This window comes from Mesorhizobium sp. M0830, assembly GCF_040319965.1.
GTDB lineage: Bacteria > Pseudomonadota > Alphaproteobacteria > Rhizobiales > Rhizobiaceae > Mesorhizobium.
Window position 1 is genome coordinate 177,513 of the sequence record NZ_JAMYOR010000001.1, and the last position, 25,385, is coordinate 202,897.

Here is a 25,385-nt window from a genome sequence, read left to right on the forward strand (position 1 = left end):
TGCTAAGAACCGGAATGCGGTGGCCGCATATGAGCATGGCTTCAACGGCCAGTCGGGGCATACGGTTTCATAACAATACGCGCTGACGCAATATTTTTGTTGCGGTGCGGCAGATGCGGCCGGCCTTATGCTGACAGCGCTGTGTCCGGTGAAGCGACGGAGCGATCAGACTTCGACTTTGCGCAAGCCGGTCAGCTTGAGTGCGCCTAGCGCCACGAAACACAGAACGGTGACCGGGAATATCATCCAGTTCAGCATCTCCCAGCCCCAGGCGTTATAGACCATGCCAGACATCAGCGAGGCGCAGGCGACGGAGCCGAACAGGACGAAGTCGTGGAAGCCTTGCACCTTGCCCTTTTCGGACGGCCGGTAGCTGGCCGACACCATCGCCGTGGCGCCGATAAAGCCAAAATTCCAGCCAAGGCCGAGCAGGATCAGCGACGTCCAGAATTGCCACAACGCCAGGCCCGACAGGGCGACAATGGCGCAGCCAATGAGCAGGATCAGGCCGGTCGCCACAATGCGTTCGGGGCCGAAGCGATGGATCAACGAGCCAGTGAAGAAACTCGGCGCGAACATCGCCATCACATGCCAGGAGATGCCTAGCGTCGCATCGGTCTCCGATAGGCCGCAACCGACCATGGCCAGCGGGGCGCCGGTCATGACGAAGCTCATCAACGCATAGCTGCCGACCGCGCAGAAAAGCGCGGCGACGAAACGTGGTTGCGTCACGATTTCGGCCAATGGCCTGGCGTCGCTGTCGGTGATCTCTACCCTGCTGGATGTCTTCGCCGGCAGCCGTAGGAACGACAGGATGACGGCGCCGGCCGCGGCCAGCGGCAGGATGGCGGCGAACGAACCGGCAAACATCACCGGCGCCAACAATTCGCGGGTGAAGATGACGATCTGCGGCCCGAGGATGGCGGTGACGATGCCCCCGGCCAGCACGAAGGAGATGGCGCGCGCCTTGAATTCCGGCGGCGCATTGTCAGCGGCGGCGAAGCGGAACTGCTGGACGAAGGCGCCACCGACACCGATCGTGAGCAAGCCAAAGGCAAACAGCCAGAAGCTGCCCCGATAAAGCGCCAGCGTGGCGACCAAGCCGCCCAGCGCCGTGACGATCGTGCCGATCATGAAGCCGTCGCGCTGGCCCATGCCGCGGATAATGGCCGCTGCGGGCAGCGCGCCGAGCGCCACGCCGATGTTGAAGCCGGTGATCGGCGCCGTCGCCAATGATTTGTCGGGGCCAAGTAGATATTGCCCGGCCAGCGCCCCCATGGAGATGGCGATGGGGGCCGCCGAGCCGATGATCGCCTGCGAAGCGGCGAGGATCAGCGCGGTGCGACGCGCTTCCTTGCCTGCCTCAACGGCAATTGCCGTCATGATGCGTCCTTGCCGCGCCCCTCGCCTCGCACCCGGCGCGACACGCGGTCGAGCACGGCATTGACCAGCTTCGGCTCGTCTTCCTCGTAAAAAGCCTTTGCGATGTCGACATATTCGGAGACGATGACGGCGACAGGAACATCCTCGCGCTTCATCAGTTCATAGACGCCGGCGCGAAGAATGGCGCGCAGCGTCGAATCGAGCCGAGACAGCGGCCAGTCCTCTGTCAACGCCTGGCGGATGATGGGATCGATGGTCTTCTGGTTCTCGACGACACCCGCCAGGATGGCGCGAAACCATTGCGCATCGGCCTCGCGGTAGAGCGCACCGTCGACTTCCTTGCCGAGGCGAAAAGCCTCATATTCGGCCGTGATCTCGAAGACGCCGCTGCCGGCCACATCCATCTGATAGAGCGCCTGCACGGCGGCCAGACGGGCAGCACCGCGCTTGTTGGCGTGGCGCACCGCGGGCTGGCCGGGCGAAGCGGGTTCGCTCACGATAGCGCTCCCAATTGTTCTTTGAGGGCGATCATGGTCAGCGCCGCACGCGCGGCAAAGCCGCCCTTGTCGCCTTCCGAGCGCTTTGCACGCGTCCAGGCCTGGGCGTCGTTCTCGGTGGTCAGGATGCCGTTGCCGATGCAGACGGAGTCCTGCACGGAGATATCCATAAGAGCACGGCTGGATTCATTGGCGACGATGTCGAAATGATAGGTGTCGCCGCGGATGACGGTGCCAAGCGCAACAAAACCGTCGTAGTTTGTGCCGCCTTCGGCCATGCCGTCGAGCGCGAAGGAAATCACCGCGGGGATTTCGAGCGAACCGGGGACGGTGACAACGTCATAGGTCGCTCCAGCTTCATCGAGCGCGCTTGTCGCGCCATCGAGCAGCGCGTCGGCAAGGTCGTCGTGGAAGCGCGCCTCGATGATCAGAACGCGTGCCTTCTTCTTCGGACGGATAAACGCTTTGCCGTGTTGGGATGTGCCAGCCATAAAAGTCTCCGGGGATCGCCGGTGACTTAGGCCGAAGCCGGATTGATCGCAAGCAGAAGATTGCCCGCGACGCCGAAGGTCCGCAGAACCTATCGGGTTTCCAGTGCTCAGACGCCTGTAGGCTCACGGTAGCGACGCACCGTATCGCGCAGTCGATCGTTCGCCGATCGCGGATTGATCAAGGCCTCAATGAAGAATCTGCTGTCGTTGGGAGACAGATCGAGCCGCTCGTGCTCCTCGGCGTTCATGTCGGCCTGCGCCTCACGCATCAGCTTTTCGTCCTGCGGGGAATTCATTCTGTCCTTAGTCATCAAAGCCCCTCTTTCGCCGCCTCCGCCAGCCGCGCCGCGTAGCGGGCCATGGTGTCGATCTCGAGATTGACGCGGTCGCCGACCTTGCGCTCGCCCCAGGTGGTCACGGTCAGCGAATGGTGGATCAAAAGCACGTCGAAGCGCGTGCCTTCCACCTTGTTGACGGTGAGCGAGGTGCCGTCGAGCGCCACCGAGCCTTTTGGCGCGATGAATTTCGCCAAGTCGCGCGGCGCCTCCAGCGTGAAGCGCACCGCATCGCCCTCATCCTTGCGCTCGACGATCTCGGCCATGCCGTCGACATGGCCCGAAACGATGTGGCCGCCGAGTTCGTCGCCGATCTTCAGCGCCCGCTCCAGATTGATCCGCGTCCCCGATTTCCAGCCTATGGCCGTCGTCAGCCTGAGGGCCTCCTCCCAGGCCTCGACCTCGAACCAGCGCGCGTTCGAGCCGCTGTCGGGCAAGCCCGTGACCGTCAGGCAGACGCCGCCGCAGGAGATCGAGGCGCCGATGGCGATGGTCTCGGGGTCATAGGTGGTGTCGATGCGCAACCCCACCCCTTCCCTGAGCGGCTTGACGGAAGCGACAGTGCCGACATCGGTGACAATTCCGGTAAACATCGATGTTGATCCTAAATGTCTCTTTTCCACTCGGCATAGCTGTCTTCGCCGAAACGCATCTCGCGCAATTTGCGAAATCCTGCCGGGATATGCTCGGCGTCGATCGGCGATGCAATGCCGTCATCACCGATCGCTTCCGGCCCTTGGAACAGCACGATGCGGTCGACCAACCCATCGGCGAGGAAGGCGCTCGCCACCTTGGCGCCGCCCTCGACCAGCACGCTTGCCATGCCGAGCGCGGCGAGATCCTCAAGCAGTTCGGGCAGTGCGACACCGCCTTCATGTGTTTCGGTGCCGATGAAGCGCACCCCGGCGCGTTCCAGCATAGTCCGCCGCTGCGGATCGGCCTCCAGGCTAGCGGCGACATAGAGCGGTACCCGGTCCACGCCCGACACCAGTTTCGAGGCCTCCGGCAACCTGATCTGGCGGTCGAGCAGGATGCGCGCCGGCGAACGGTTCTCCAGCCCCGGCAAGCGTACCGTCAGGGCCGGATCGTCTTCAAGGGCTGTGCCGATGCCGATCAGTATGCCGTCCGCCTCGGCCCGCATCAGATACACCTCGCGGCGCGCGATATCGCCGGTGATCGACACCTGCCCCTCGCCCTCCCTGCCGATCTTGCCGTCGCTGGAAAGCGCAAGCTTGAGAACCACTTCGGGGCGTTTTCTCAGCGATCGAATCAGATAGCCGGCCATCTGCTCGGCAGCTTCCCCGGCCAAGACCTTCTCGACCACCTCGACACCGGCGGCACGCAGGATTGCGTAGCCCCTGCCGGACACGCGCGGATCGGGATCGCTGGCCGCGCCGACGACGCGCGCGACGCCGGCATTGACCAGCGCATTGGCGCAAGGCGGCGTGCGGCCATGGTGGGCGCAAGGTTCCAGCGTGACATAGGCGGTAGCACCACGCGTTAGCTCGCCGGCCTCGGCCAGGGCCTCGGTTTCGGCATGCGGGCGGCCGCCGACCGCGGTGACGCCGGTGCCGACGATCATGGGACCGTTGCCGTCATCGCGCACGATCAGCGTGCCGACAGACGGGTTGGTCGAGGTGCGCCCGGCGTTCTTCCGCGACAGCCTGAGCGCCGCTGCCATGAACCGGCGATCAAGGGCGGCCTGTTCGCTTGCGGTCATGCTCAGCTGGCGTCCTCTTCGCCTTTGACTTCGTCTCCCTTGAGTTCGCCCAGCAATTCGTGGAAATCCTTGGCCTCGCGAAAATTGCGGTAGACCGAGGCGAAGCGGACATAGGCGACATCGTCGAGCGACTTCAGCGCTTCCATGACCAGCCGGCCGACCTCCCCCGAAGCAACCTCCGTCTCGCCGGAGCTTTCGAGCTGGCGCACGATGCCGGTCACCGCGCGGTCGATGCGCTCGGGATCGACATTACGCTTGCGCACGGCGATCTCCACCGAGCGCAGCAGCTTGTCGCGGTCGAACGGCACTTTGCGGCCCGATTTCTTGACCACCACGAGGTCGCGCAACTGCACGCGCTCGAATGTGGTGAAGCGGCCACCGCAATCGGGGCAGACGCGCCGCCTGCGGATCGCCGCGCCATCCTCGGCTGGGCGAGAATCCTTCACCTGCGTATCTTCGGACTGGCAATAGGGACAGCGCATGGAGAGCCTTTGGTTGGCGAATCTGGCGAAGCGAAAGGCTTAGAGCCTTTCCGGCCCGGATTGAAGCATTTCCGTCCCTTCGACGGCCTGCCGCATCAGAGATAGCGAGGCGCGAGGAAGATTGCCAGCGCGGCAATCAGCCAGATGGCGATGCCGCCGGCAACAGCCAGCCGGTAGTCGACACGATCGATGAACAGCCAGCAGGCGCCAAGGAAAGCGAGATAGGCAGGAATGGTCTTCACGCCGGCGAGGCAGGCATCGCGAAAGCCGCCCGGTTCGCCCCTGGCGCCCACGGCGAGCAACGCGATGACGGCAAAGGTCGGTGCCAGCGGCAGGATCCCGGGCAAGATGTTACCGCGTTTGGATGCCCAAACGATCAGCGCCGTCATCAATCCGCCGACCACGCCTTTCCAGACGATATCCATTCAATGCTTCCCTCTAATGCCTGCCCAATGCCTGCCAGACAGCAGCTTCAAGGTGCGACGTCGGCTGTCGCGAAGCCACAGGACATGCCAAGGCTGCGGTAGGCCTTGTAGAAACCGTCCATCGAGATGGTCGCGACCGGCTGTTTGCCGAAGACCACGTCGAGCGTGGTCGCACGGCGCATGGCGCGCAGCAACGCCAGGCTGGTCTTGGGCTTGTTCTCGACCATCCAGGCGAGACGGCCAGCCACGGAATCGTGGGAATAGACGATTGCGGCAACCTGGCCGGCGGCATCGCCGAATTTTGCCGCGATCTTCTTGCCGGTCGGAAGATCCTTGTTGCCTATGGCGATCGTCACCGCCGGGTAAGCATCCGGCGGCAAGGCGTCACCATTCGAGATCGAAAGCGTCAACGTACCCGGATAGCCGCCGCTGTCGACGAAAGCGGTCGAGGCGACGCAGGTTTTGCGCGCATCCTGGCCCGTGTCCAGGACATCGACGATGGTGGCCCATCTGCCGAAGGTGCCGGTAGCAGGTACGTTTGGAGTGGGCTGGGTCTGCGCGAAGGCACTGCCGGACAGTGTCAGGAAAGCGACCAGCCAACCATGGGCCCCAAGGGTGGTGAGGCGGAAATTGCGCATCATCAGATCTCCTGTTCGGCGCGCCACCCAACAATGGGCAGGCGCGCCGCTGGCCGATAAGAGATGACGCCTCGCGTCAGGTCAACCGAGATAGGGATAGAGCGGGAAACGATCGGTCAGCGCCACGACTTTGGCCTTGACCGCCGCTTCGACAGCCGCATTGCCCTCGTCGGAATTGGCGACCTTGAGACCGTCCAGCACTTCGGCGATCAGCTTGCCTATCTCGCGGAATTCGGCCTGGCCGAAGCCGCGCGTGGTGCCGGCCGGGGTGCCGAGGCGCACGCCCGAGGTGACGAAAGGCTTTTCCGGGTCGAACGGGATGCCGTTCTTGTTGCAGGTGATGTTGGCGCGGCCGAGTGCCGCCTCGGCGCGCTTGCCGGTGGCGTTCTTGGGCCGCAGGTCGACCAGCATCAGATGGTTGTCGGTGCCACCGGAGACGATATCGAGACCGGTTTCCTTGAGACTGGAGGCGAGCGCCTTGGCGTTGGCGGCGACGCTTTCGGCATAGACCTTGAAGCTCGGCTTCAGCGCTTCGCCGAAGGCAACCGCCTTGGCGGCGATGACATGCATCAGCGGGCCGCCCTGCAGGCCGGGGAATACCGCCGAATTCATCTTCTTGGCGATGTCCTCGTCATTGCACAGGATCATCCCGCCGCGCGGGCCGCGCAGCGATTTGTGCGTGGTGGTCGTCACGACATGCGCGTGCGGCAGTGGCGACGGATGCACGCCGCCGGCGACCAGGCCAGCAATGTGCGCCATGTCGACCATGAGATAGGCGCCGACCGCATCGGCGATCTCGCGAAAACGCTTCCAGTCCCAGACGCGCGAATAGGCAGTACCGCCGGCCAGGATAAGCTTCGGCTTGGTCTCATGCGCGGTCTTCTCGATGGCGTCCATGTCGAGCAGATGGTCGTCCTTGCGCACGCCATACGACACGACCTTGAACCATTTGCCGCTCATGTTGACCGGCGAACCGTGGGTCAGGTGGCCGCCCGAATTGAGATCGAGGCCCATGAAAGTGTCGCCGGGCTGCAAGAGCGCCAGGAACACGGCCTGGTTCATCTGGCTGCCGGAATTCGGCTGGACGTTGGCGAAGTTGCACCCGAACAGCCTCTTGGCACGCTCGATGGCCAGTTCCTCGGCTACATCGACGAACTGGCAACCGCCATAATAGCGCTTGCCTGGATAGCCCTCGGCATATTTGTTGGTCATGATCGAGCCCTGCGCCTCAAGTACAGCGCGGGAAACGATGTTTTCCGAGGCGATCAGCTCGATCTCGTGGCGCTGGCGGCCAAGTTCGTTGCGGATGGCGCCGAAAATCTCCGGATCGGCATCTTCCAACGTGGTTTCGAAGAAAGATTCGAACTTGTTCGACACTGCCGCTGCTGTTGCCATGGGCTGAAATCCTCGAGGGTTCGGGGGCAATTTTGTCTAGGCATGTCGTTGCCCCATAACCGCTGCACACTTTTGGGCGACATGCATTTGCCGGGCCATTAACACAGTTGTTTTCGCCCCGCCACGTTTACGGCGCGAAATTTGCTGGCCGGTTTGCGCCAGCGAGGCAACAAGAGACTATTTCCTCGCCTTCCGACCTTTCAGCAAGGCTTCGGTGAGTGTGATCTCGGTAAACAGCGCCTGCGACGTATGGTCGTTGATCTCGCCGGCGCGAAACATGTCACGCACGGCCGCGCGCTCGGCATCGATGCCGGCGAGCCGCAGTTCCAGCTCCAGCCTTCCGGATTCGCGGGCCTCGGCGCGGGCTTCATCCGCTTCATCCGAGGCGGCGATGCGACGCCGGTAACCGGCGACGATATTCTCGGCGACGGCAAGCCTGGCGCCGAGCACTTCGCCTTCGCCCTCATCCTCCGCCGCCGCAATGCTCCCGATGCGCGCTATTGCCGCCTTGGCGGCGCCGACACGCGCAAGGCGTTCCTCGGCGGCACCGATATCCTCACCCGGTTGGACCAGCCCCTTGGCGATTGCCGGCAGAGCGAGACTGGCGAAGACCAGCGAGCAGATGATCACGCCGGCGGCGAGGAAGATAACCAGATTGCGCGCCGGAAACGGCGAGCCGTCCGGCATGGCGAGCGGCAGCGACAATATGCCGGCCAGCGTGATCGCGCCGCGCACACCGGCCACGGAACCGGCGAGCCGCACGCGCAGCCCGAACGGCTCCGCCTTGCGCTTGCCCAGACGCGCGGCGATACCGGCCGCGATATCGCCGATCCAAATCCACAGGAAGCGTAGCGCGATCAGGCACAGCGTCAGCGCAATAACAGTCGCGATCGGTTGGATGATCGGATGCAGGCTCATCAGTTCCGGCGGCACATGGCGGATGATGTCGGGAAGCTGCAGGCCGAGCACGATGAAGAGAGCGCCGTTGAAAACGAAGGAAAGCGTCATCCACAGCGACATCGTCTGCATGCGCGCCGAGACGCCGAGGAAGCGGAACACGCCGGAGCCACCGGCGAGCAGGCCGGCGGCGACCGCCGCCAGGATGCCGGACGCTCCGACGTGCTCGGCGCCGAGATAAGCTATGAAGGGCAGCAGGATCATGACCAACACCTGCGCCTCGGCTGGCACGCCGCCGATGCGGTTGAGCACTTGCAGCAGCTTGGCGGCGACGAACAACGCCGCGACGCCGATCAGGATGCCGATCGCCACGGCGTAGAGGAAACTCAGTGATGCCGCGGCAAAGGAAAAGCTGCCGGTCAGTGCTGCTGCCACGGCGAAGCGGAACATGACGAGGCCCGACGCATCGTTGAGCAGCGACTCGCCTTCGAGAATGTGCATCAGCCGCGCCGGAACGACATTCTTGTCGACGATCGAAGACACAGCCACAGCATCGGTCGGCGACAGCACCGCGGCCAGCGCGAAAGCGACAACCAGTGGGATGCTCGGCACCAGCCAGTGCAAGGCGTAGCCGAAGCCGACGATGGTGAAGAAGACGAGCCCGATGGCAAGATCCAGGATCGGTCCGCGCAGAGCCACCAATTCACGCTTCGGCGCGCCATAGGCATCGCCAAACAGCAGCGGCGGGATGAACACCAGCAGGAACAGTTCCGGATCGATCTCGACATGGATGCCGTGCACCGGCCATGCGAGTGCGGCGCCCATGGCAATCTGCAGCACCGGCAGCGGCACCCGAACCAGGCGCACCAACGCGCCGGAAAGCGCGACGAAGGCGAGCACAACCAGAATGAAGACGGCGACTTCCATGTTCCGGTTCCAGACTTTCCCGCCGACCATGCTCAAAGCCGGCTGATCCGTCCAGCCGCGCCTCCCCCGCGAAAAACGCAGTGGGACCCGAGCAACGAAAAGGCCGCCCCGAGCGGCGGCCTTTTTTATAAAAAACTCAACAGTTTAAAGCGAAGACGTGATCTGCAGCTCGTTGGCGCCGTCGAGCGCGTAGACGTCGTCGCGGAACTGCACGACGCCTGGGCCGGTCGACCAGGCCGAGAGATAGAGGAAGTGGACCGGCACCGGGTTGGTGACCTGGATCGGCGTGTTTTCGCCAGTCTTGATCGCCGCCTCGAAATGCTGGCGGTCCCAGCCGGGGGTGTCGCGCAAGATCCAGGTGACGAGATCGCGCACATTCTGCACGCGCACGCAGCCCGAGGAATCGAAACGCATCATCTTGCCAAACAGGCTCTGCTGCGGGGTGTCGTGCATGTAGACGCCGTCGGGGCTCGGGAAATTAATCTTGACCGAAGCCATCGCGTTGCCCGCACCCGGGTCCTGGCGGAAGCGATACTTGGCGGCATCGTCGGTCGACCAGTCGACATTGAGAGGATCGACCTCGCTGCCGTCCGGCGCGAACAGGCGGATATGGCTGTCCTTCAGATAATCGGGATTCTTCCGCATCAGCGGAATGATGTCCTTGCGCACGATCGAAACCGGCGCGTTCCAGTACGGGTTGACGATGATCTCGTTGATCTTGGAATTGACGATCGGCGTCTGGCGATCGATCTTGCCGACGATGGCGGTGTGGCGAAGCACGACGCGGTCGTTCTCGACGGCTTCGATTTGTGCCGCCGGAATGTCGACCAGCACATAGCGGTTGCCCAACGTGCCGGCCTTCTCGCGCAGCCGCTGCAGATTGGTCTGCAACTGGCCAAGCCGGATCTGCGCCGAAACGTTCATCGCCGCGTAGGTGTATTTGCCGAGCGAACCGTCGGCAGGCAGGCCGTGCCGCAACTGGAAACGCTTGACCGCCGAGTCGACATAGGAATCGAAGGCCGTCGAAATGCCGGCGCCTTGTGCCAGGTCGCCGGAAACCATCAACCGCTTGCGCAACGGCACCACATCGGGATCATCGACGCCGAGCTGCAGTTTCTTGGTCGCGGGAACCTCTACCCAGCCGCCCTGCCCGACGATATTCTGATATTGCGCGACCGCCTGTTCGGTGAAGGCGACGGTCTGCAGGCTGAAGATCGGCAGCGTCGAGGCCACCTTGCCGCCCTCGCTGGCGCGGGCATCGAACTGATCGTCCCAATTGCCGCGCGCCGAGGACTTCAGGATATCACCGATCACATCCTGCGCATTGGCGCCGCCGGCAACCAGCGCAGCTGCGAGCGCGGAGGCCCCGGAGAGGAAAAAACGACGGCTGGTCTTCATGGACGTTCCAGACATTTGTAGCAGTTCGATCACTTGCTGCGTTGATCACCGGGCGATCTCGCCCGCACTCTAAAATTGGCAATCTTAACAATTAGCCAACCATGCTCCGCATCACCTTGGTGCAACGCACGAGGCGCGATACGGATTGGGGGTGAACGCAGGGTCTTCACCACAGCATCACTGCCACTCTCGGTTCCATTGGAATATGGCGGCAACGTGGCCTGGCGTCCAAATCCGACCGGCTGGCATCCCGAAAAGAAATGGACCGATGCTTTTCGGCACCGGCCCTGACTGAAGGTCGATATTTCGGCCGCGCTTCTGTGGCGCGGGCCGGATACGATGTTTGCGCCTTACATCCGGTAGGCGATCGTATCATTCCAGAAGCGGTCGAGCCGCTGCAAAGCGCGGTTCATCTGCTTGAACTCGTCGGTGTTGATGCCGCCGACCTGCTCGATCGAGCCGACATGGCGCTCGTAGAGACCGGCGACGACTTCCGCGACCTCGTTGCCCTTCGGGGTCAGCGAGACGCGGACCGAACGGCGGTCGATGCGTGAGCGCTGGTGATTGATGAAGCCGAGATCGACCAGCTTCTTCAGATTGTAGGAGACGTTGGAGCCGAGATAGTAGCCACGCGAGCGCAGCTCTCCGGCTGTCAGTTCGGAATTGCCGATGTTGAACAGCAGCAGCGCCTGGATGGCATTGATGTCGGAACGGCCGTTGCGGTCGAACTCGTCCTTGATGACATCAAGCAGGCGGCGGTGAAGCCGCTCAACAAGCTGCAGCGATTCCATGTACAGGGAACGGATAGCCTCGCGGCGATCGTCGGATACGTTGGCGGTCTTCGCCGCCGGACGCGAATTGATCATTGTCTTTGCCTCTCGTTTGTCGCCCTGGTGATTTTTTGTTTTTCACCTTGATCGCGACACTATCGAATACTCATAAAATTCGACTTAAACGCTAGGGCTAACAAGAGCTTACCGGTAATAGGTTTCGAAAGAGGCTTAACGAACGGTCACCCGAGCAAGGATAATTAACCTAAAGATTTCGGCAGTGATTTCGGGGCTGAATTCAGGCAGCCGCCAGGTCGCCAATGTGCTCAAGGGCTTAGTGGCGGACGGGGCGCTTCTGCAGGTAGATGATGACGCGGAAGACGATGTAAAGCACCGCCACCGCGGCATGCGAGACGACAATCAGCAGGTGGTGGCCGAAAAGCTCGGGAAAGCCGGCATACATCACTGTCTCGGTCGCCGCGCAAATGAACCAGATCACCGGGCCCCAGGACGCCAGCATCCACAGGCCCGCAGCGGCGAAGGGAAAGAAAACGGCGAGGACCACGGCAGCGACTTGCCAGTGCACGGGCATCAGGTCGAAACGCCACAGCGGGCCCGGGTAGAAGCCGATCAGCTTGATCCAGTACAGAATGCCGAACAGCAGGCAGTAAGCTGATATGACCCGCTGAAACCAGGCAAAGATCACCTCCACCCCGGAAGGCTGCAGCACGACGCGTCTCGAGGTCACCTCGCTCAAAGCACGAGCTCCCGTTCCCCGAGCGGAGCGAAATAGGCGTCGACATCCGCCTCGCTGATCGCATCGAGGCTAGCCGGACGCCATTGCGGTTTTGCGTCCTTGTCGATGACGGCGGCGCGGATGCCCTCGTAGAAATCGTGGCCGACAAGCATCCTGTTGAGGATGCGGAACTCCATCTTCATGCAAGCGTCCATCGACAGTGTCAGCCCGGCGCTGATCTGGCGCCAGGCGACGCGCAGGCTGGTCGGCGAGCGAGTGCGGATCGTCGCCAGCGTCTTGGCGGCGAACTCGTCGGTGTCCGCCGCGTGCTCCAGGCTGTCGATGACGCGTTTCAAGGATGGTTGCGAAAAATGGCGAGATATCGCCTCCAGCGTCGGCCCGTCGGTCTCTCGCCTAGCGTGAGAGAAGAAGCCGCGCAGCGCCGGTTCCGGATCGCCGGTCAACGTCAGCCGTTCGAGGAAGCTGCCCTGATCCTCGGCCTTGATGGTGTGGGTGGCCAGCCCCGACCACAGCGCATCGCCATAGCGGATACGATTGCCCGTCAGCGCCAGATACATCCCGAACGAGCCACTGAGATCGGGCAGCAGGTGGCTGGCACCGACATCCGGGAAAAAGCCGATGCCGACCTCCGGCATGGCGAACTGGGCATTTTCGGTCATCACCCGGTGCGAGCCGTGGAACGAGATGCCGACGCCCCCGCCCATGACGATGCCGTCGATGAGCGCGACATAGGGTTTCCTGAAGCTGTTGATGCGGGCGTTGAGCCGGTATTCGTCGGCGAAGAAATCGACCGGCGGTTTTCCCGCCCGGCCGGTCTCATAGATATGCAGTATGTCGCCGCCTGCCGAAAAGGCCCTGCCCTCGGCCTTGACGACGACGATATCGACGCCCTGGTCGGCTTCCCAGGCGGAAAGGGCAGCGTCGAGCGCCCTGATCATGCGATGCGTCAAGGCATTGAGCGCCTGCGGCCGCGTCAACGTAATGACGCCGGCACGGCCCAGATGTTCGAAGCGGATCTCGTCGCCTCCGCCAAAATCCATCGTGAAAGAATCCCTTCTCCCGCGCCGCCGGGATTGAAGTGCTAGAGCGTGGCGCATGGGCGCGTCAATGCCAAGCCCTGCCGGTCGGGGTCAGTTTGGATCTCGAGGGCAGAAAGAGGCCATCCTTTGCGGCCCAGCCAAATCGGTGCGCATCAGCATTGGAACCTCCAACCGACTTCAGGACATTCGTCGAAGACGCAGCCGTGTCCGGATCCAGGATAAAGTTAAAACTGGGCCGCCAGCGCGTCGTCTTGGCCACCGGCGGCAGCCGATGCTAGAGAGTGGCTGACAGCCTCGAACCGGACGGTAAGACATGCGGCCGTTTTTGCGCCTTGCCCTTGTTCTGGGTGGCCTGCTGGCCATCTGCGCCGCCAATGGTCTGGCCAAGGCGGCTGATATCGACGATCTCTATAAATCCCAAACCATCGTCACTGGCCAGGGCGAGCCAAACCGCCAGGCAGGTTTCAAGATCTGCCTCGATGAGGTCCTGGTCCGGGTTTCCGGCGACCAACGCCTGCTGGAAAAACCAGAGATGACGGCACTGCGCGACAAGGCCGGCAGCTTCGTCACCGGCTTCCGTTACCGCGACCGCATGGAAGGCATTCCGGTTCATGACGAGCAAGGTACTCATGACCGGCCGCATGACCTTTATTGCCAGTACACGCCGGCGACGATCGACCCGGTTCTGGCTTCGCTCGGCAGCAAGCCCTGGCTGACCGAACGGCCGACGCTCTCCATCGTCCTGGCTGTAGACGACTCGCGCCGACATTTCGTCCTTGCCAGTGATGGGAACGAAAATCCGTACATGATAGAGTCTTTTCAATCGGCCGCCGGCTCCATGGCGATGTCGATTGTCGTTCCGAACAAGGCCACGCTCGCCAAGGCCGGACTCACTTTCGAAGAGGTGGGTCCTATCTCACCCGAACTGCTAGGCAATGTTGCAAGAAGTATCGGCAGCCGCCAAGTCTTGGCCGGCAGCATCGTGTGGAGCGACAAGGACCTCGGCTGGATCGCCGATTGGCGGCTTAAAGCGGACGGGAAGACCTATCATTGGCAAGTGCGCGGCGTTAGTTTCGATGAAGCGTTTCGTGTCGCCATGCGGGGTGCTGCTCAGATCCTTTCGGGCAATGGATCGCCTTGACAGGCCGTGCTGCCCTCCGGGCGATCTGCTGGCACAAACGTGTCGCATTGGTCAGCGGCAAGGGCTCGTGATAAAAGCCGCCGATCTGGAGTTTTGGCGATGAACAAATTCACCCCCGCAAAGCCAGCCGGCGCTCGCAGCGTCGACGACATCACCGGCAGCCGCCGCTTGCGCCGCATGCGCAAAGCCGACTGGTCGCGCCGTCTGGTGCAGGAGAACAGGCTCTCGGTCGATGATCTGATCTGGCCGATCTTCGTCGTTGACGGCAGACAAGTGCGCGAGCCGATCGCCGCCATGCCGGGCGTCTTCCGGCTGTCGATCGATCTCGCGGTCAAGGAGGCCGAACGCGCGGCAAAGCTCGGTATTCCCGCACTCGCCACCTTCCCGAATGTCGACATCTCGCTGCGCGACCAGACCGGCTCGCACATCCTCGACCCCAACAACGTCATCAACCGCGCCACCCGCGCGATCAAGGACGCGGTGCCGGAGATCGGCATCATCACCGACGCCGCGCTCGACCCGTTCACCAGCCACGGCCATGACGGCATCCTGCGCGACGGCATCGTCGTCAACGACGAGACGGTGGAACAGGTGACCGCCGCGGCCGTCATCCAGGCGGCGGCCGGCGCCGACATCATCGCACCGTCCGACATGATGGACGGCCGCATCGGCGCTATCCGCGACGCGCTGGACGCCAACGGTTTCCAGGACGTGGCGATCATGTCCTACGCGACTAAGTTCGCCTCGGCCTTCTACGGCCCCTATCGCGAGGCGGTCGGCACCGCCGGCCTGCTCAAGGGCGACAAGAAGACCTATTACATCGACCATGCCAATTCCGACGAGGCGGTGCGCGAGGCCGAACAGGACGTCGCGGAAGGCGCCGACATGCTGATGGTCAAGCCCGGCCTGCCCTATCTCGACATCATCCGGCGGCTGAAGGACGAATTCCAGATGCCGACCTTCGCCTACCAGGTGTCCGGCGAATATTCGATGATCAAGGCCGCTGCCGCCAATGGCTGGATCGATGGCGAGAAGGCGATGCTTGAAAGCCTGCTGGCCTTCAAGCGCGCCGGCTGCGACGGCATCCTCACCTACTTCGCCCCCGAAGTGGCGAAGCTGTTGAAGGGATAGACCGCTAAGTCGTTTTGGAATTTTAACGCAATCCGTTAGAATGAATTCATGAGCAGGAATGAGGTCATAGAGCGGTTGCAGAGAAATGCAGATGCCATCAAAGGCATGGGCGCGACTTCGCTTTATCTCTTCGGATCGACTTTGCGGGGCGACGCAGGGCCCGACAGCGATCTCGACCTCTTCATCGATTATGATCCTGCAAGGCACTTTTCGCTGATCGATCTGGTCGGCATCAAGCAATTTCTTGAAGAGAAGATGTCAGCGGAGATCGATATCACCACCCGTGACAGCCTTAATCCCATGTTGAAGGCCGATATCGAACGATCTGCTGTGCGCATATTCTGATGGCAGTGCGCCGGATCGACCGATTCTAGCCGAAATCATAGCCTTGTACGGCATCGCAGCTGCCACCGCAGGCAACATTTTGCGTCACGAATATCACAAGCCCTCCGGAACGATAGTATGGGCTGTAGTGACCGACAGCCTGCCGCCACTACGTCTTGCTGTCGAACGCATGCTCGAAGCATCGCGGCGCCAATAATTGTGGCCAGCAGCCAGGCTGCGGGGGCATCCTGTTTCGAGTCGGGGAAGTGTGAGATTTATCTCGTCATACGCTATCGCATCCAGAAGGAGCATTTTTGCGCAACGTGACCGCCGGATCTTTCTTGTCTGCACATGTAACTACCGCGTGTAACTAGCGCGGCAGCAACGACCGGTTCTCGCCAGCGAGGCCGCTGGCTTGTCTTCAGAGCCGACAGTCCGATCGTCGCCCTAGAATACCACTTGCACTTCACAATCAGTTTGCTATAAGAAACTGATTGTGAAGTGCAACTGGTTATTGAGAGGAGGTTCGCATGCCCAAACTTCGTGTCAACGCTTTCACCCTATCGCTCGACGGTTATGGCGCCGGTCCCGATCAGGATCTGCAAGATCCGCTCGGCGTCGGTGGGGAATCCTTGCACAAGTGGTTTGTCGACACTCGCACCTTCCGTGAGATGGTGCTCGGACAAGATGGCGGCACCACCGATATAAACGAGGCGTTCGCGGCGCGCAGTTTCGAGAATGTCGGCGCATGGATCCTCGGCCGCAACATGTTCGGACCGATCCGCGGCGAATGGCCCGATGACAGCTGGAAGGGCTGGTGGGGCGATAACCCGCCCTACCATGTGCCGGTTTTCGTGTTGACCCATCACAAGCGCGAACCGATCGTCATGGAGGGCGGCACGACCTTCTATTTCATCACCGACGGCATCCATTCGGCACTTGAACAGGCAAAAGCAGCGGCTAATGGCAAGGACGTGCGGGTGGGCGGCGGCGTCGCCACCATCCAGCAATATCTCCAGGAGAAGCTGATCGATGAGATGCATCTGGCGATCGCGCCGGTGCTGCTCGGTACGGGCGAGAACCTTTTTGGCGGCCTGGACATGGTCAAGCTCGGCTATGTCTGCAGCGAGCAGGTTGCGACGCCGCTCGCCACGCACGTCACCATCAAGCGGGCTTAGGTGGAGAGCCAATCTCCCCCCTTGTGGGTCCGCGAGGGGGAGATCGCAGCTTCGTCTATCTCAATACTTCTCCGGCACATAAAGCTCGCGCGGTAGCGTCTGGCGCTCGTATTCGGGGTTGAAGACGCGCTCGGGCAGTGTGATCTCCTCGTGCGGCACCTCCTCATATGGCACCTGCTTGAGCAGGTGGTCGATGCAGTTCAGCCGCGCCCGCTTCTTGTCGTTGCCCTCGACGATGAACCAAGGGGCCTCCGGGATGTTGGTGCGGATGAAAGTTTCTTCCTTGGCCTTGGTGTACTGTTCCCAGCGCACACGCGACTGCAGGTCCATCGGCGACAGTTTCCACTGCTTCATGGGATCGTGGATGCGCATCAGAAAGCGCATCTGCTGTTCCTCGTCGGTGATCGAGAACCAGTATTTGACGACGGTGATACCCGAGCGGACAAGCATGCGCTCGAACTCCGGTACGTCGCGGAAGAATTCTTCGACCTGATCGGGCTGAGCAAAGCCCATCACCCGTTCGACGCCCGAGCGGTTGTACCAGGAGCGGTCGAACAGCACGATTTCGCCGCCGGCCGGCAGATGCGGGACATAGCGCTGGAAATACCATTGCGACTTCTCGCGCTCGGTCGGCGCCGGCAGTGCGACGACACGGCAGATGCGCGGGTTGAGCCGCTGGGTGATGCGCTTGATGACGCCGCCCTTGCCGGCCGAATCGCGGCCCTCGAAAATCACCACCAGCTTTTTCTTGTGGTATGCGACCCAGGACTGCAGCTTGATCAGTTCGGACTGCAAGGTGATCAAGTCGCGAAAATACTGCATGCGTTCGATCGAAGGCGGATGCGCGTTCTTGTAGATCTTGGCGATCTCCATCGACAGCGCCGGCTCCGATATTTCGAGCTCATAGTCCTCGTCTAGCGTGTCGGCGAGCTCGGCTTCAAGCCAGTCCCTGGCTGGAGAATTCTGCTTTAGCTCGGTCATATCAGTTGCTCCGCTTGCAAGCGCTGTCGGTCCACGTCGGCGCCCCTAGTTGCTGGCTTGCGTCTCGGAGCGGCAACACCTGAGCCGACTTCAATATAGGCCGGTAATGACGGTTTTATTGCAGCCTGGAACATGACGTCGCCGCTGCAAACCCCGTGAGGCACGATCGATCCGTTGTCGTGGCATGGCGACAAGCTGCTCAAATTGTCCTACAAATAGCGGCCACATTCGGGGTGGCCTTCCCCAACGCCCCTTCCCTAATGCAATCGCGAGGACTGACATGGAATACCGCACTCTCGGCCGTTCCGGCCTGAAGGTTTCGACGCTGACAATGGGCACCATGACTTTCGGCGGCGCCGGCGCGTTTTCGGCTGTCGGCAAAACCGACCTCGACGAGGCGCGCCGGATGATCGACCTCTGCATCGATGCCGGCATCAACGTCATCGACACCGCCAATGTCTATTCGAACGGCATTTCGGAAGAGATCATCGGCGAAGCCCTCGGCGGCAAGCGCAAGGGCGACGTGTTGATCGCATCGAAGGCACGGATGCGGATCGGCAAAGGTCCCAACGATGAGGGCCTGTCGCGCCATCACCTGATCCGCGAATGCGAAAAGAGCCTGAAGCGGCTCAAGACCGACGTCATCGACATCTACTTCCTGCATGAATGGGATGGCGTAACGCCATTGGAAGAAACCATCGCCGCGCTCGACACGCTGGTTGCCCAGGGCAAGATCCGTTACGTCGGCTGTTCCAACTATTCCGGCTGGCAGGTGATGAAGGCGCTCGGCATCAGCGACAGCCATCACCAGCCGCGCTTCGTCACACAGCAGATCCACTACACGCTGGAAGCGCGCGAGGCGGAGTATGAATTGCTGCCGATTTCCGTCGACCAGGGGCTGGGCGTTCTGGTCTGGAGCCCGCTTGCCGGCGGATTGCTGTCGGGCAAATACCGCCGCGACAGCCCCACCGCCCGCCAGCTCGCCGGCTGGTCCGAACCGCCGATCCGCGACGAGGACCGGCTGTGGCGCATCGTCGACGTGCTTGTCGAGATCGGCACGCAGCGCGGTGTGTCGGCGGCGCAGGTGGCACTGGCCTGGCTGCTCGGCCGGCCGGCGGTCAGTTCGCTGGTGATCGGCGGTAGAACCGAAGCGCAGTTCCAGGACAACATCGCGGCGGCGAGCCTGGTGCTCACCGGCGACGAACGCGGTCGCCTCGACGCGGTCAGCCGGCCGCCCTTGCTCTATCCCTACTGGCACCAGCAGCTGACGGCAAAGGACCGCTTCGGCCCCGCCGATCTGGTGATTGACCGAAGCGGCATCTGACGAGCGAAATTCGGCGCCAAAGCCCGCGACGCTCTAACTCTGGATAAAGCGCCAGACCTCGGGATCAGGCTCGATCTGGCCGCTGAGGACAAAATATTTGTAGAGCACGAGCAGCGAGATCGCCTGCTCGTGCTGCTGGTTGGAGAATTGGCGGCAATAGGCATTTGCCGCTGCGATAATGCGTTGCGCCTCGGCCGGGTGTCGTTCGAAATAACGCACCTTATCGGCGACATCGGCGAAATCCGGGTCGAGCGGCACATAGTGGACACCAGCCTCGAGTTGCCTTTCCGCAAACCATGTCTCGTATGTCGGCGGCGGCATCAGGCAGAGCGAATTCGAATTCAGGATCCATTTGAGGTTGGTCGCCACGTCGTTGCCTTCGATCGAGACAATGTAGCGGTAAAGCAGCTGCTGGCTGACGCTGAGAAAAGGCTTGCTGTATTCGGCCGGCGCGTTCGGCTTGTGCGAACCGGCGTCGCAGAAAGGCAAGTCTCGCACGGCGTCGATAAACCTTGTCCGTTTGGGATTGTTGAGATCGCCGCGCCAGACGACGGTCGGGCGCTTGTCGGCGAATGCTGTTGTATCGGCCGGCATGTGGAAATGCCGGAACTTGTTGAATTTCATGATCACAGCATTTTTGTCGTCAGCGCGGATCGGCCGATCCTTGACGAGCGTCGGCACCTTCGGCACCTCGATGACGTCGCCGAATTCGACGTCGACGAGCAATGCCGGATCGAAATAGCGGGCAAACTCCTTGAGGTCGTAATAGTACATGGTCGGCGTCGAAGGCAGCTTGTCGATCCGCACCGCGGCCGGGCTGGGCGCAAACGTGTCGTACAGCTTGTTGTAATAGTTCAGCCGCCGCTGCACCGCCTCATTCGAGAGCCTGGCCTGTTCGAGACGGCCCGCCAACCGTCGGCGAAAGAGTGCCTGTGGAGCGATGTCGCGCAAGACGTTTCGCGCGTAGTAGAAAACTTTCGCCGTCGTTCGGGGAATCGTAGCCATAGTTCACTTGATCAAAACAAACGGGGCAGCATCAAAACAAACGGGGCAGCGCTCAAAATGTTGGATATCCTGGCACCCAGGCTCACCCTACATCATTGTGCCGCGCATCTTGCAAGTCCCGCATCTTGCAAGCCCCCCGGCTATCATCGACGCGAACGGCGCGGGGACTATCGCTTAAGCTGTTGTGTTTGACGGCTAATGCTCCTAGGCAGGACCAGAGCCGCTAAAAGCAATTCCAGGAAAAGTGTGAAACGGTTTTCCCGGAAAAAGCGTATAGCGCTTTCCCTCAGGGGGATTGCGCCAAACAAAGAGCTGGAGCGATTCTGCGTTTCCGTGAAACGACGAACCGGTCCAGCAGTGAAAGGAGCCGATATGGCGCGACCACCAAATTACGATCAGGAACGCAAGGAACGCGACCGCCAGAAGGCGGCCAAGAAGGCCGAGAAGCTGGCGGCCAAGGTTGCGGCGAGAGAACGTTCGAAGCCCGAGGACGAGACCGAAACCGAGACCGACACCGAAAAGTGACGGCAAGCGGCCCGCGAAAGCGGGCCCCGCCACAGTCCAGATTGTCTGCCTAGATTATCGCGCTCGTATCAGGGGCGCTTGCATATCAGGCTGGCGCCTTGTCGCTGACAAAGACATCCACTTCGCGCGCTGCCGCAATGAAGGCGCGCCTGGCGTTCATGGCCGGCTTGTCGCCGGCCAGCGCATCGTGGCACGCCTGCAGCGCCGCGCGATGCTTGGGGCTGCGCTTGCCGGGCCAGCTGTTGAGGAGGTAGTCGGAAGCCTCACGCACCGTGCGCAAGAGCTGAGTGCTTCCCGCTGCGGCTGACTTCACAGTCACAGGTGTTTCAAATCGATTGTTTTCCATCGCCGCTCCTTACGCCATCGGCGTCTGTGAAGCGAGGCCGAAAGTGCGCACACATCCAGCCGCCGCCTTTTTGCGCGGCAATTCCGGACGGAAAACCGCTTTAGGCGGCGACGACGGCAAAGCCTCTGGCGCGAAGACCGCGGCGATCGTTGGCCAGCGACGTCACCAGCCGGTCGCGGCTGCCGACGATGTGGGTCGAAAGCAGGTGCGCGGCTTGATCGGCATCGCCGAGACGTACCGCCGCCAGGATAGCGCTATGTTCGGCCCAAGCGCGGCTGAGGGCGGCTTCGTCGCGAACCTCCAGCCAGCGCGCCCGCGACAGGCGTGTCATGGCATCGCGGACCGCCCGGAACAGGAATTCGTTGCCCGACAGACGCGCCAGTTCGATGTGAAAATCCATGCCGACACGATGCCATTCCTCGCGCGGCGTTTCGTTGTCGCAGGAGTCGAGCATCGCCTCGATGACATCGACGGCGCTGCGGTCCGCCAAGCCGCATGTCAGGCGAAGTGCCGCAACCTCGACCACCTCCCTGTAGACGGCGATCTGCTCGAGTTCGGCCAGATTGATGGGCGACACCGTCCAGCCACGCCCGTCCCTGCCGACCAGGCCCTCGGTCTCGAGCCGCAACAGGGCTGCCCTGACCGGGGTTCGCGACGCGCCGAAACGGCTTTCGATCCAGCGCTCCGTCAGTTTCTCGCCGGGACCGATCTCGAGGCCCAGGATCATCTGTCGAAGCTGTTTTTCGACGCTCTGCATCTGCGACATTGTCGTTTCCATTTTCGGGCCGTTGCGGCTTTGGACCGTTTGCCCGCGATCGGCTTGCCGGATGCGGTTTCCGTTCACGTTTGAGAGGGTTGCATTGACAGCGGCCAGGCTTGCGTTCATGACGGATACCATCTTGGTATCCCAAATTGGTATCCGCAGCAACCCGCCGAGACGGTATTGCTCGGACAGGACATATGACATGCCGCAGAACGCGCCCCCGGCGACCGACAGCACCTACAACATTCACTGGCGGCGCAATCTGTTCGTGTGTTTTGCCGGTTCGTTCTCGACGCTTGTCGCCATGACGCTGCTTCTGCCGTTCCTGCCGCTGTATATCGAGCAGTTGGGCGCCGAGGGTCACGCGGCAATCGTGCAATGGTCGGGGATCGCCTATGGCGCGACCTTCCTCGCTGCGGCACTGGTAGCGCCGCTCTGGGGACGTCTCGGCGACCGCTACGGCCGCAAGGTGATGCTGGTTCGTGCCAGCTTCGGCATGGCCATATGCATGTCGCTGACTGGCATGGTGCAGACGGTCTGGCAATTGGTGCTGCTGCGGCTGCTGATCGGATTTGCCGGCGGCTATTCCTCGGGATCGACCATCCTCGTCGCCATGCAAACGCCCAAGGAGCGTTCCGGCTGGGCACTGGGCCTGCTGTCGGCCGGCATCACCGGTGGTGCACTGGTCGGCCCGCTGGTTGGCGGCGCCCTGCCGCCGCTGATCGGCATCCGCGCCACCTTTCTCCTGTCGGGCGGCGTCATCTTCCTGGCATTCCTTGCGACCACGTTTCTGATCAAGGAAAATCCCCGGCCGAAATCAGTAGATGCGGCTGCGAAGCAGAAGCCGAAAGGCGGCTGGGCGCAAATACCGGACAAACGTCCTGTTATCGCCATGCTGGCGACCGGCATGCTGTTGAGTTTCGCCACCATGTCGATCGAGCCGATCATCACCGTCTACGTGCAGCAGCTCGTCGAAGACCAAAGCCGCGTGACGTTGATATCAGGCGTCGTCATGTCCGCGGCCGCGCTTGGCGCCATCCTGTCGGCTTCGCGTCTTGGCAAGCTCGCGGACCGCATCGGTCACTGGAACGTCGTCATCGGCGCGCTTGCCGTGTCGGCGCTGCTGCTGATCCCGCAGGCCTTCGTGACGCAGAGCTGGCAACTCATCGGCCTGCGCTTCCTGATGGGCCTGGCGCTGGGCGGCCTTTTACCCTGCATCACCAGCGTCATCCGCCACAATGTTCCCGATGGCGTCGGCGGCAATGTGCTCGGGCTGTCGATCTCCGCCCAGTATGTCGGGCAGGTCGCCGGCCCTTTCCTTGGCGGTTTTGCCGGTGGCCATTTCGGCATGCGCTCGGTGTTTCTGGGCACATCGGTCTTGATGGCCGGCGGTGCGGTGTATAATTGGCTGGCGCAATCGCGCCGCGAGCAGGACATGCTTGCCAACGCCGGCAAGCCCTAACGGGGTTGGCGTATCAAGGGAGCCCTGGACATGAGCACAGCCGAGCAGTTTTCCGGCAACAGCAGCCGTATCCTCGTCCTGGCCGGCGGTCTCTGTGGCGCCGCCGGCGTGGCGCTGTCGGCCGCGGCGGCGCATCTGGGCGGAGCCTTCGTCGGCACTGCCGCATCCTTCCTGCTCATGCATGCGCCGGTCTTCCTCGCCGCCGGATTGCTTGGCGCGAACCGGATCCTGCGAATGGGAAGCCTGACCCTGCTGGTTGGCCTGCTCTTGTTTTGCGGCGATCTGCTGGCCCGTGATTTCCTCGGCTCACGGCTGTTCCCGCTGTCGGCGCCGATCGGCGGCACCTTGCTTATCGTCGGCTGGCTAACGATCGCTGCATCGGCGCTGGCGCGGGCGCGTTCCTGACGCCCCTGGCCCCCTGCCCGATACCAGGTCCTGCGCCAGCCAAACATGTCTGCGGAGCAATTAGTCCTGCCGGCGTTCGGGCTGGATGAGCAATTCGCGAGTTGGGCGTCGCAGCCTCGCCAACCGACGCGCCGCCGGCCGCTCGGACGCCGGCGCGATGCCCCAGTAGTTGCGGTAGATGTCTTCGAACAGATAGCTCACGGGATGCATGATATGCACTCCTTTCAATATTTGAATCGATCCAATCTGGCGCCACGAAAAAGTAGCGCCGATCAGTTCCGCTTGCGCTCCACAAGGAACCGCAGCTCGCGAGTCCATGGGCTGGAGGCGGCACGGCGCCTCCGCCTCGCTGCGTCTGACGAGACGCTCCAGTCGTTGCGGTAGATGTCTTCGAATAGAAAATTGACGGGATGCATGACACACCTTCCTGCTTGAATCGATCCAATCAACAGCGGCATCATTTATTGGATCGATTCAACCATACGCTTCGTCTGGCCTGCCATCAAGCCAAAATTTGAACCGATCCAACGAAAGTGTTAGATGGGGTGAATTCAGGGAGACGGAGATGGCGCCATTGACCTCTGCAAAGACAAGACCGGTGCGGCTGGCAGACATTGCAAAGGCGGCCGGCGTGTCGCACGGCACCGCCTCCAATGTGTTCGCCCGCCCGGAGATAGTGCGCGAGGAGGTTCGCGATCGGGTCAAGGCGGCAGCCGAGGCAATGGGATATGGCGGACCTGACCCCAAGGGTCGGCTGCTGCGCGCCGGCAAGGTGAACGCCATCGGCGTCGCCACCGCGGAACCGTTGTCCTATTTCTTCGAAGACCCTTTCGCCCGGGTGATGATGGCCAGCATCTCGCAGGCCTGTGACGCGACCGGTGCGGGGATCTCGCTGGTCTCGGCCGCCAACAGCGAACAGCTCGCCTGGAACATCCAGAGTGCGCTCGTCGATGGCTTCATCGTCTTCTGCGTCGAGGGCGGTTCAAAGCTGGTCGAACTGGCGCGCGACCGCAAACTCCCCTTTGTCGCACTTGATCTCGATTCAGACGACGACGAGGCGGTCGCGGCGATCGGCGTGGACAATATCGCCGGGGCAAGCCTGGCGGCGCGTCATCTGACCGAGCTCGGGCATCGTCGCTTTGCCGTGCTTGCCCTCCCATGCGCCGATTCCGGCTTCGGTCCGACCACGCAGGAGCAGATGGAGAAGGCCCTCTATTCCGGCACGCGCGACCGCCTGCGTGGCTACTTCGCGGAACTCTCGCGCGTCGGCATCGACGTCTCGCGTGTACCGATCTACGAGACGGAAAATAACGAGGAGAGCGTTTGGGCGGGCCTCGATCATATTTTCGCCGCCGCCGAGACACCGACTGCAATCCTGGCCATGTCGGACAGGATTGCGCTCCATGCACTGGACTGGCTGCGGCAGCATGACATCACTGTGCCGGGTGACGTTTCGATCGTCGGGTTTGACGGCGTCCCGGAAGGAGCCGTTTCCAAGCCGCCCCTGACCACAATCGTCCAGCCGATCGCCGAGATGGGCCGCCTTGCCGTCAAGGCGATCCTTGAAAATGACGGCTCGTTCAGCCGGCAATTGCTGCCGGTGGACCTCGTGGTGCGGGCCTCATCCGGCCCCTCAGCCGCCTGA

30 protein-coding genes are annotated in these 25,385 nt (G+C 62.2%); 9 read left to right on the forward strand and 21 right to left on the reverse strand.

What is annotated here, in order from left to right:
• Positions 1–165: 165 nt before the first annotated feature.
• The 16 genes from NKI20_RS00740 to NKI20_RS00815 form a co-directional block, all read right to left on the reverse strand.
• Entirely contained in the window at positions 166–1,383 is a 1,218-nt protein-coding gene (locus tag NKI20_RS00740; protein WP_352827414.1) for an MFS transporter, read from the reverse strand.
• Complete coding sequence (gene nusB, locus NKI20_RS00745) at positions 1,380–1,880, reverse strand: transcription antitermination factor NusB (protein WP_023798402.1); 501 nt, start codon at positions 1,878–1,880, stop codon at positions 1,380–1,382. Before nusB ends, NKI20_RS00740 begins: the two co-directional genes overlap by 4 nt.
• Complete coding sequence (locus NKI20_RS00750; protein ID WP_023759900.1) at positions 1,877–2,371, reverse strand: 6,7-dimethyl-8-ribityllumazine synthase; 495 nt, start codon at positions 2,369–2,371, stop codon at positions 1,877–1,879. The genes nusB and NKI20_RS00750 overlap by 4 nt, the downstream gene beginning before the upstream one ends.
• Positions 2,372–2,478: 107 nt before the next feature.
• A complete protein-coding gene (locus NKI20_RS00755; RefSeq protein WP_352827416.1) occupies positions 2,479–2,682 on the reverse strand; it encodes a type II toxin -antitoxin system TacA 1-like antitoxin in 204 nt (67 codons plus the stop codon).
• Positions 2,682–3,299, reverse strand: coding sequence for a riboflavin synthase (locus NKI20_RS00760; protein ID WP_352827418.1), 618 nt, complete (start codon positions 3,297–3,299; stop codon positions 2,682–2,684). Before NKI20_RS00760 ends, NKI20_RS00755 begins: the two co-directional genes overlap by 1 nt.
• An 11-nt stretch (positions 3,300–3,310) precedes the next feature.
• The gene (gene ribD, locus NKI20_RS00765; RefSeq protein WP_352827421.1) at positions 3,311–4,426 is read right to left on the reverse strand and encodes a bifunctional diaminohydroxyphosphoribosylaminopyrimidine deaminase/5-amino-6-(5-phosphoribosylamino)uracil reductase RibD; all 1,116 of its coding nucleotides are present in this window, start codon (positions 4,424–4,426) and stop codon (positions 3,311–3,313) included.
• A gap of 2 nt (positions 4,427–4,428) precedes the next feature.
• On the reverse strand, positions 4,429–4,908 hold the full coding sequence (gene nrdR / locus NKI20_RS00770; protein WP_256750776.1) for a transcriptional regulator NrdR: 480 nt from the start codon (positions 4,906–4,908) through the stop codon (positions 4,429–4,431).
• Between the two features lie 95 nt (positions 4,909–5,003).
• Positions 5,004–5,333: a GlpM family protein gene (locus NKI20_RS00775; RefSeq protein ID WP_352605228.1), complete on the reverse strand. Its 330-nt coding sequence runs from the start codon at positions 5,331–5,333 to the stop codon at positions 5,004–5,006.
• 47 nt (positions 5,334–5,380) lie between these two features.
• Positions 5,381–5,971 (reverse strand): hypothetical protein, encoded by a 591-nt coding sequence (locus tag NKI20_RS00780; protein ID WP_352827624.1) that lies wholly within the window; start codon positions 5,969–5,971, stop codon positions 5,381–5,383.
• Between the two features lie 81 nt (positions 5,972–6,052).
• Positions 6,053–7,366, reverse strand: a complete 1,314-nt coding sequence (gene glyA / locus NKI20_RS00785) for a serine hydroxymethyltransferase (protein WP_352827424.1) — start codon at positions 7,364–7,366, stop codon at positions 6,053–6,055.
• 177 nt (positions 7,367–7,543) lie between these two features.
• Positions 7,544–9,190, reverse strand: coding sequence for a Na+/H+ antiporter (locus NKI20_RS00790; RefSeq protein WP_352827426.1), 1,647 nt, complete (start codon positions 9,188–9,190; stop codon positions 7,544–7,546).
• Between the two features lie 144 nt (positions 9,191–9,334).
• Entirely contained in the window at positions 9,335–10,588 is a 1,254-nt protein-coding gene (locus NKI20_RS00795) for a L,D-transpeptidase family protein (RefSeq protein WP_352605224.1), read from the reverse strand.
• A 350-nt stretch (positions 10,589–10,938) separates the two neighbouring features.
• A complete protein-coding gene (gene ldtR / locus NKI20_RS00800) occupies positions 10,939–11,454 on the reverse strand; it encodes a transcriptional regulator LdtR (RefSeq protein ID WP_008875359.1) in 516 nt (171 codons plus the stop codon).
• 238 nt (positions 11,455–11,692) lie between these two features.
• Positions 11,693–12,115: a DUF6163 family protein gene (locus tag NKI20_RS00805; RefSeq protein ID WP_352827428.1), complete on the reverse strand. Its 423-nt coding sequence runs from the start codon at positions 12,113–12,115 to the stop codon at positions 11,693–11,695.
• Complete coding sequence (locus NKI20_RS00810) at positions 12,112–13,155, reverse strand: enoyl-CoA hydratase/isomerase family protein (protein WP_352827429.1); 1,044 nt, start codon at positions 13,153–13,155, stop codon at positions 12,112–12,114. The genes NKI20_RS00805 and NKI20_RS00810 overlap by 4 nt, the downstream gene beginning before the upstream one ends.
• A gap of 274 nt (positions 13,156–13,429) precedes the next feature.
• Positions 13,430–13,666 (reverse strand): hypothetical protein, encoded by a 237-nt coding sequence (locus NKI20_RS00815; protein WP_352827648.1) that lies wholly within the window; start codon positions 13,664–13,666, stop codon positions 13,430–13,432.
• Between NKI20_RS00815 and NKI20_RS00820 the strand changes: the two genes are divergently transcribed.
• The 4 genes from NKI20_RS00820 to NKI20_RS00835 all read left to right on the forward strand — a co-directional run bounded on the left by NKI20_RS00820 (position 13,580) and on the right by NKI20_RS00835 (position 16,929).
• Positions 13,580–14,296: a DUF8605 domain-containing protein gene (locus NKI20_RS00820; RefSeq protein ID WP_352827626.1), complete on the forward strand. Its 717-nt coding sequence runs from the start codon at positions 13,580–13,582 to the stop codon at positions 14,294–14,296. The genes NKI20_RS00815 and NKI20_RS00820 overlap by 87 nt on opposite strands.
• 99 nt (positions 14,297–14,395) lie before the next feature.
• Positions 14,396–15,427: a porphobilinogen synthase gene (gene hemB, locus NKI20_RS00825; RefSeq protein WP_023759912.1), complete on the forward strand. Its 1,032-nt coding sequence runs from the start codon at positions 14,396–14,398 to the stop codon at positions 15,425–15,427.
• Positions 15,428–15,475: 48 nt separating this feature from the next.
• Positions 15,476–15,772, forward strand: a complete 297-nt coding sequence (locus NKI20_RS00830) for a nucleotidyltransferase family protein (RefSeq protein WP_352485760.1) — start codon at positions 15,476–15,478, stop codon at positions 15,770–15,772.
• Between the two features lie 509 nt (positions 15,773–16,281).
• Positions 16,282–16,929, forward strand: coding sequence for a dihydrofolate reductase family protein (locus NKI20_RS00835; protein WP_352827432.1), 648 nt, complete (start codon positions 16,282–16,284; stop codon positions 16,927–16,929).
• Positions 16,930–16,989: 60 nt separating this feature from the next.
• Here NKI20_RS00835 and ppk2 read toward each other — a convergent pair whose 3' ends face one another.
• Positions 16,990–17,910 (reverse strand): polyphosphate kinase 2, encoded by a 921-nt coding sequence (ppk2, locus tag NKI20_RS00840; protein ID WP_352827435.1) that lies wholly within the window; start codon positions 17,908–17,910, stop codon positions 16,990–16,992.
• Positions 17,911–18,190: 280 nt separating this feature from the next.
• Between ppk2 and NKI20_RS00845 the strand changes: the two genes are divergently transcribed.
• Positions 18,191–19,234 (forward strand): aldo/keto reductase, encoded by a 1,044-nt coding sequence (locus tag NKI20_RS00845; protein WP_352605214.1) that lies wholly within the window; start codon positions 18,191–18,193, stop codon positions 19,232–19,234.
• Between the two features lie 33 nt (positions 19,235–19,267).
• Here the strand turns inward: NKI20_RS00845 and NKI20_RS00850 are convergent, their stop codons facing one another.
• Positions 19,268–20,239, reverse strand: coding sequence for a glycosyl transferase family 90 (locus NKI20_RS00850; RefSeq protein ID WP_352827436.1), 972 nt, complete (start codon positions 20,237–20,239; stop codon positions 19,268–19,270).
• Positions 20,240–20,611: 372 nt separating this feature from the next.
• Between NKI20_RS00850 and NKI20_RS00855 the strand changes: the two genes are divergently transcribed.
• Positions 20,612–20,764 carry a hypothetical protein gene (locus tag NKI20_RS00855; RefSeq protein ID WP_023759918.1) on the forward strand — a complete coding sequence of 51 codons (153 nt, stop codon included), beginning with the start codon at positions 20,612–20,614 and terminating at the stop codon, positions 20,762–20,764.
• Positions 20,765–20,849: 85 nt separating this feature from the next.
• On the opposite strand, the gene NKI20_RS00860 is transcribed toward NKI20_RS00855, so the two are convergent.
• Entirely contained in the window at positions 20,850–21,110 is a 261-nt protein-coding gene (locus tag NKI20_RS00860) for a DUF982 domain-containing protein (RefSeq protein WP_023759919.1), read from the reverse strand.
• Positions 21,111–21,210: 100 nt separating this feature from the next.
• Positions 21,211–21,876: a GntR family transcriptional regulator gene (locus tag NKI20_RS00865; RefSeq protein ID WP_352827438.1), complete on the reverse strand. Its 666-nt coding sequence runs from the start codon at positions 21,874–21,876 to the stop codon at positions 21,211–21,213.
• Between the two features lie 199 nt (positions 21,877–22,075).
• On the opposite strand from NKI20_RS00865, the gene NKI20_RS00870 reads away from it, so the two are divergent.
• Together NKI20_RS00870 and NKI20_RS00875 are read left to right on the forward strand one after the other, a co-directional pair.
• On the forward strand, positions 22,076–23,335 hold the full coding sequence (locus NKI20_RS00870) for a multidrug efflux MFS transporter (protein WP_352827440.1): 1,260 nt from the start codon (positions 22,076–22,078) through the stop codon (positions 23,333–23,335).
• 30 nt (positions 23,336–23,365) lie between these two features.
• Positions 23,366–23,740, forward strand: a complete 375-nt coding sequence (locus tag NKI20_RS00875) for a DUF423 domain-containing protein (protein ID WP_352827442.1) — start codon at positions 23,366–23,368, stop codon at positions 23,738–23,740.
• Positions 23,741–23,800: 60 nt separating this feature from the next.
• Here the strand turns inward: NKI20_RS00875 and NKI20_RS00880 are convergent, their stop codons facing one another.
• The gene (locus tag NKI20_RS00880) at positions 23,801–23,950 is read right to left on the reverse strand and encodes a hypothetical protein (protein WP_352827444.1); all 150 of its coding nucleotides are present in this window, start codon (positions 23,948–23,950) and stop codon (positions 23,801–23,803) included.
• A gap of 355 nt (positions 23,951–24,305) precedes the next feature.
• Between NKI20_RS00880 and NKI20_RS00885 the strand changes: the two genes are divergently transcribed.
• Positions 24,306–25,385 carry a LacI family DNA-binding transcriptional regulator gene (locus tag NKI20_RS00885; RefSeq protein WP_352827447.1) on the forward strand — a complete coding sequence of 360 codons (1,080 nt, stop codon included), beginning with the start codon at positions 24,306–24,308 and terminating at the stop codon, positions 25,383–25,385.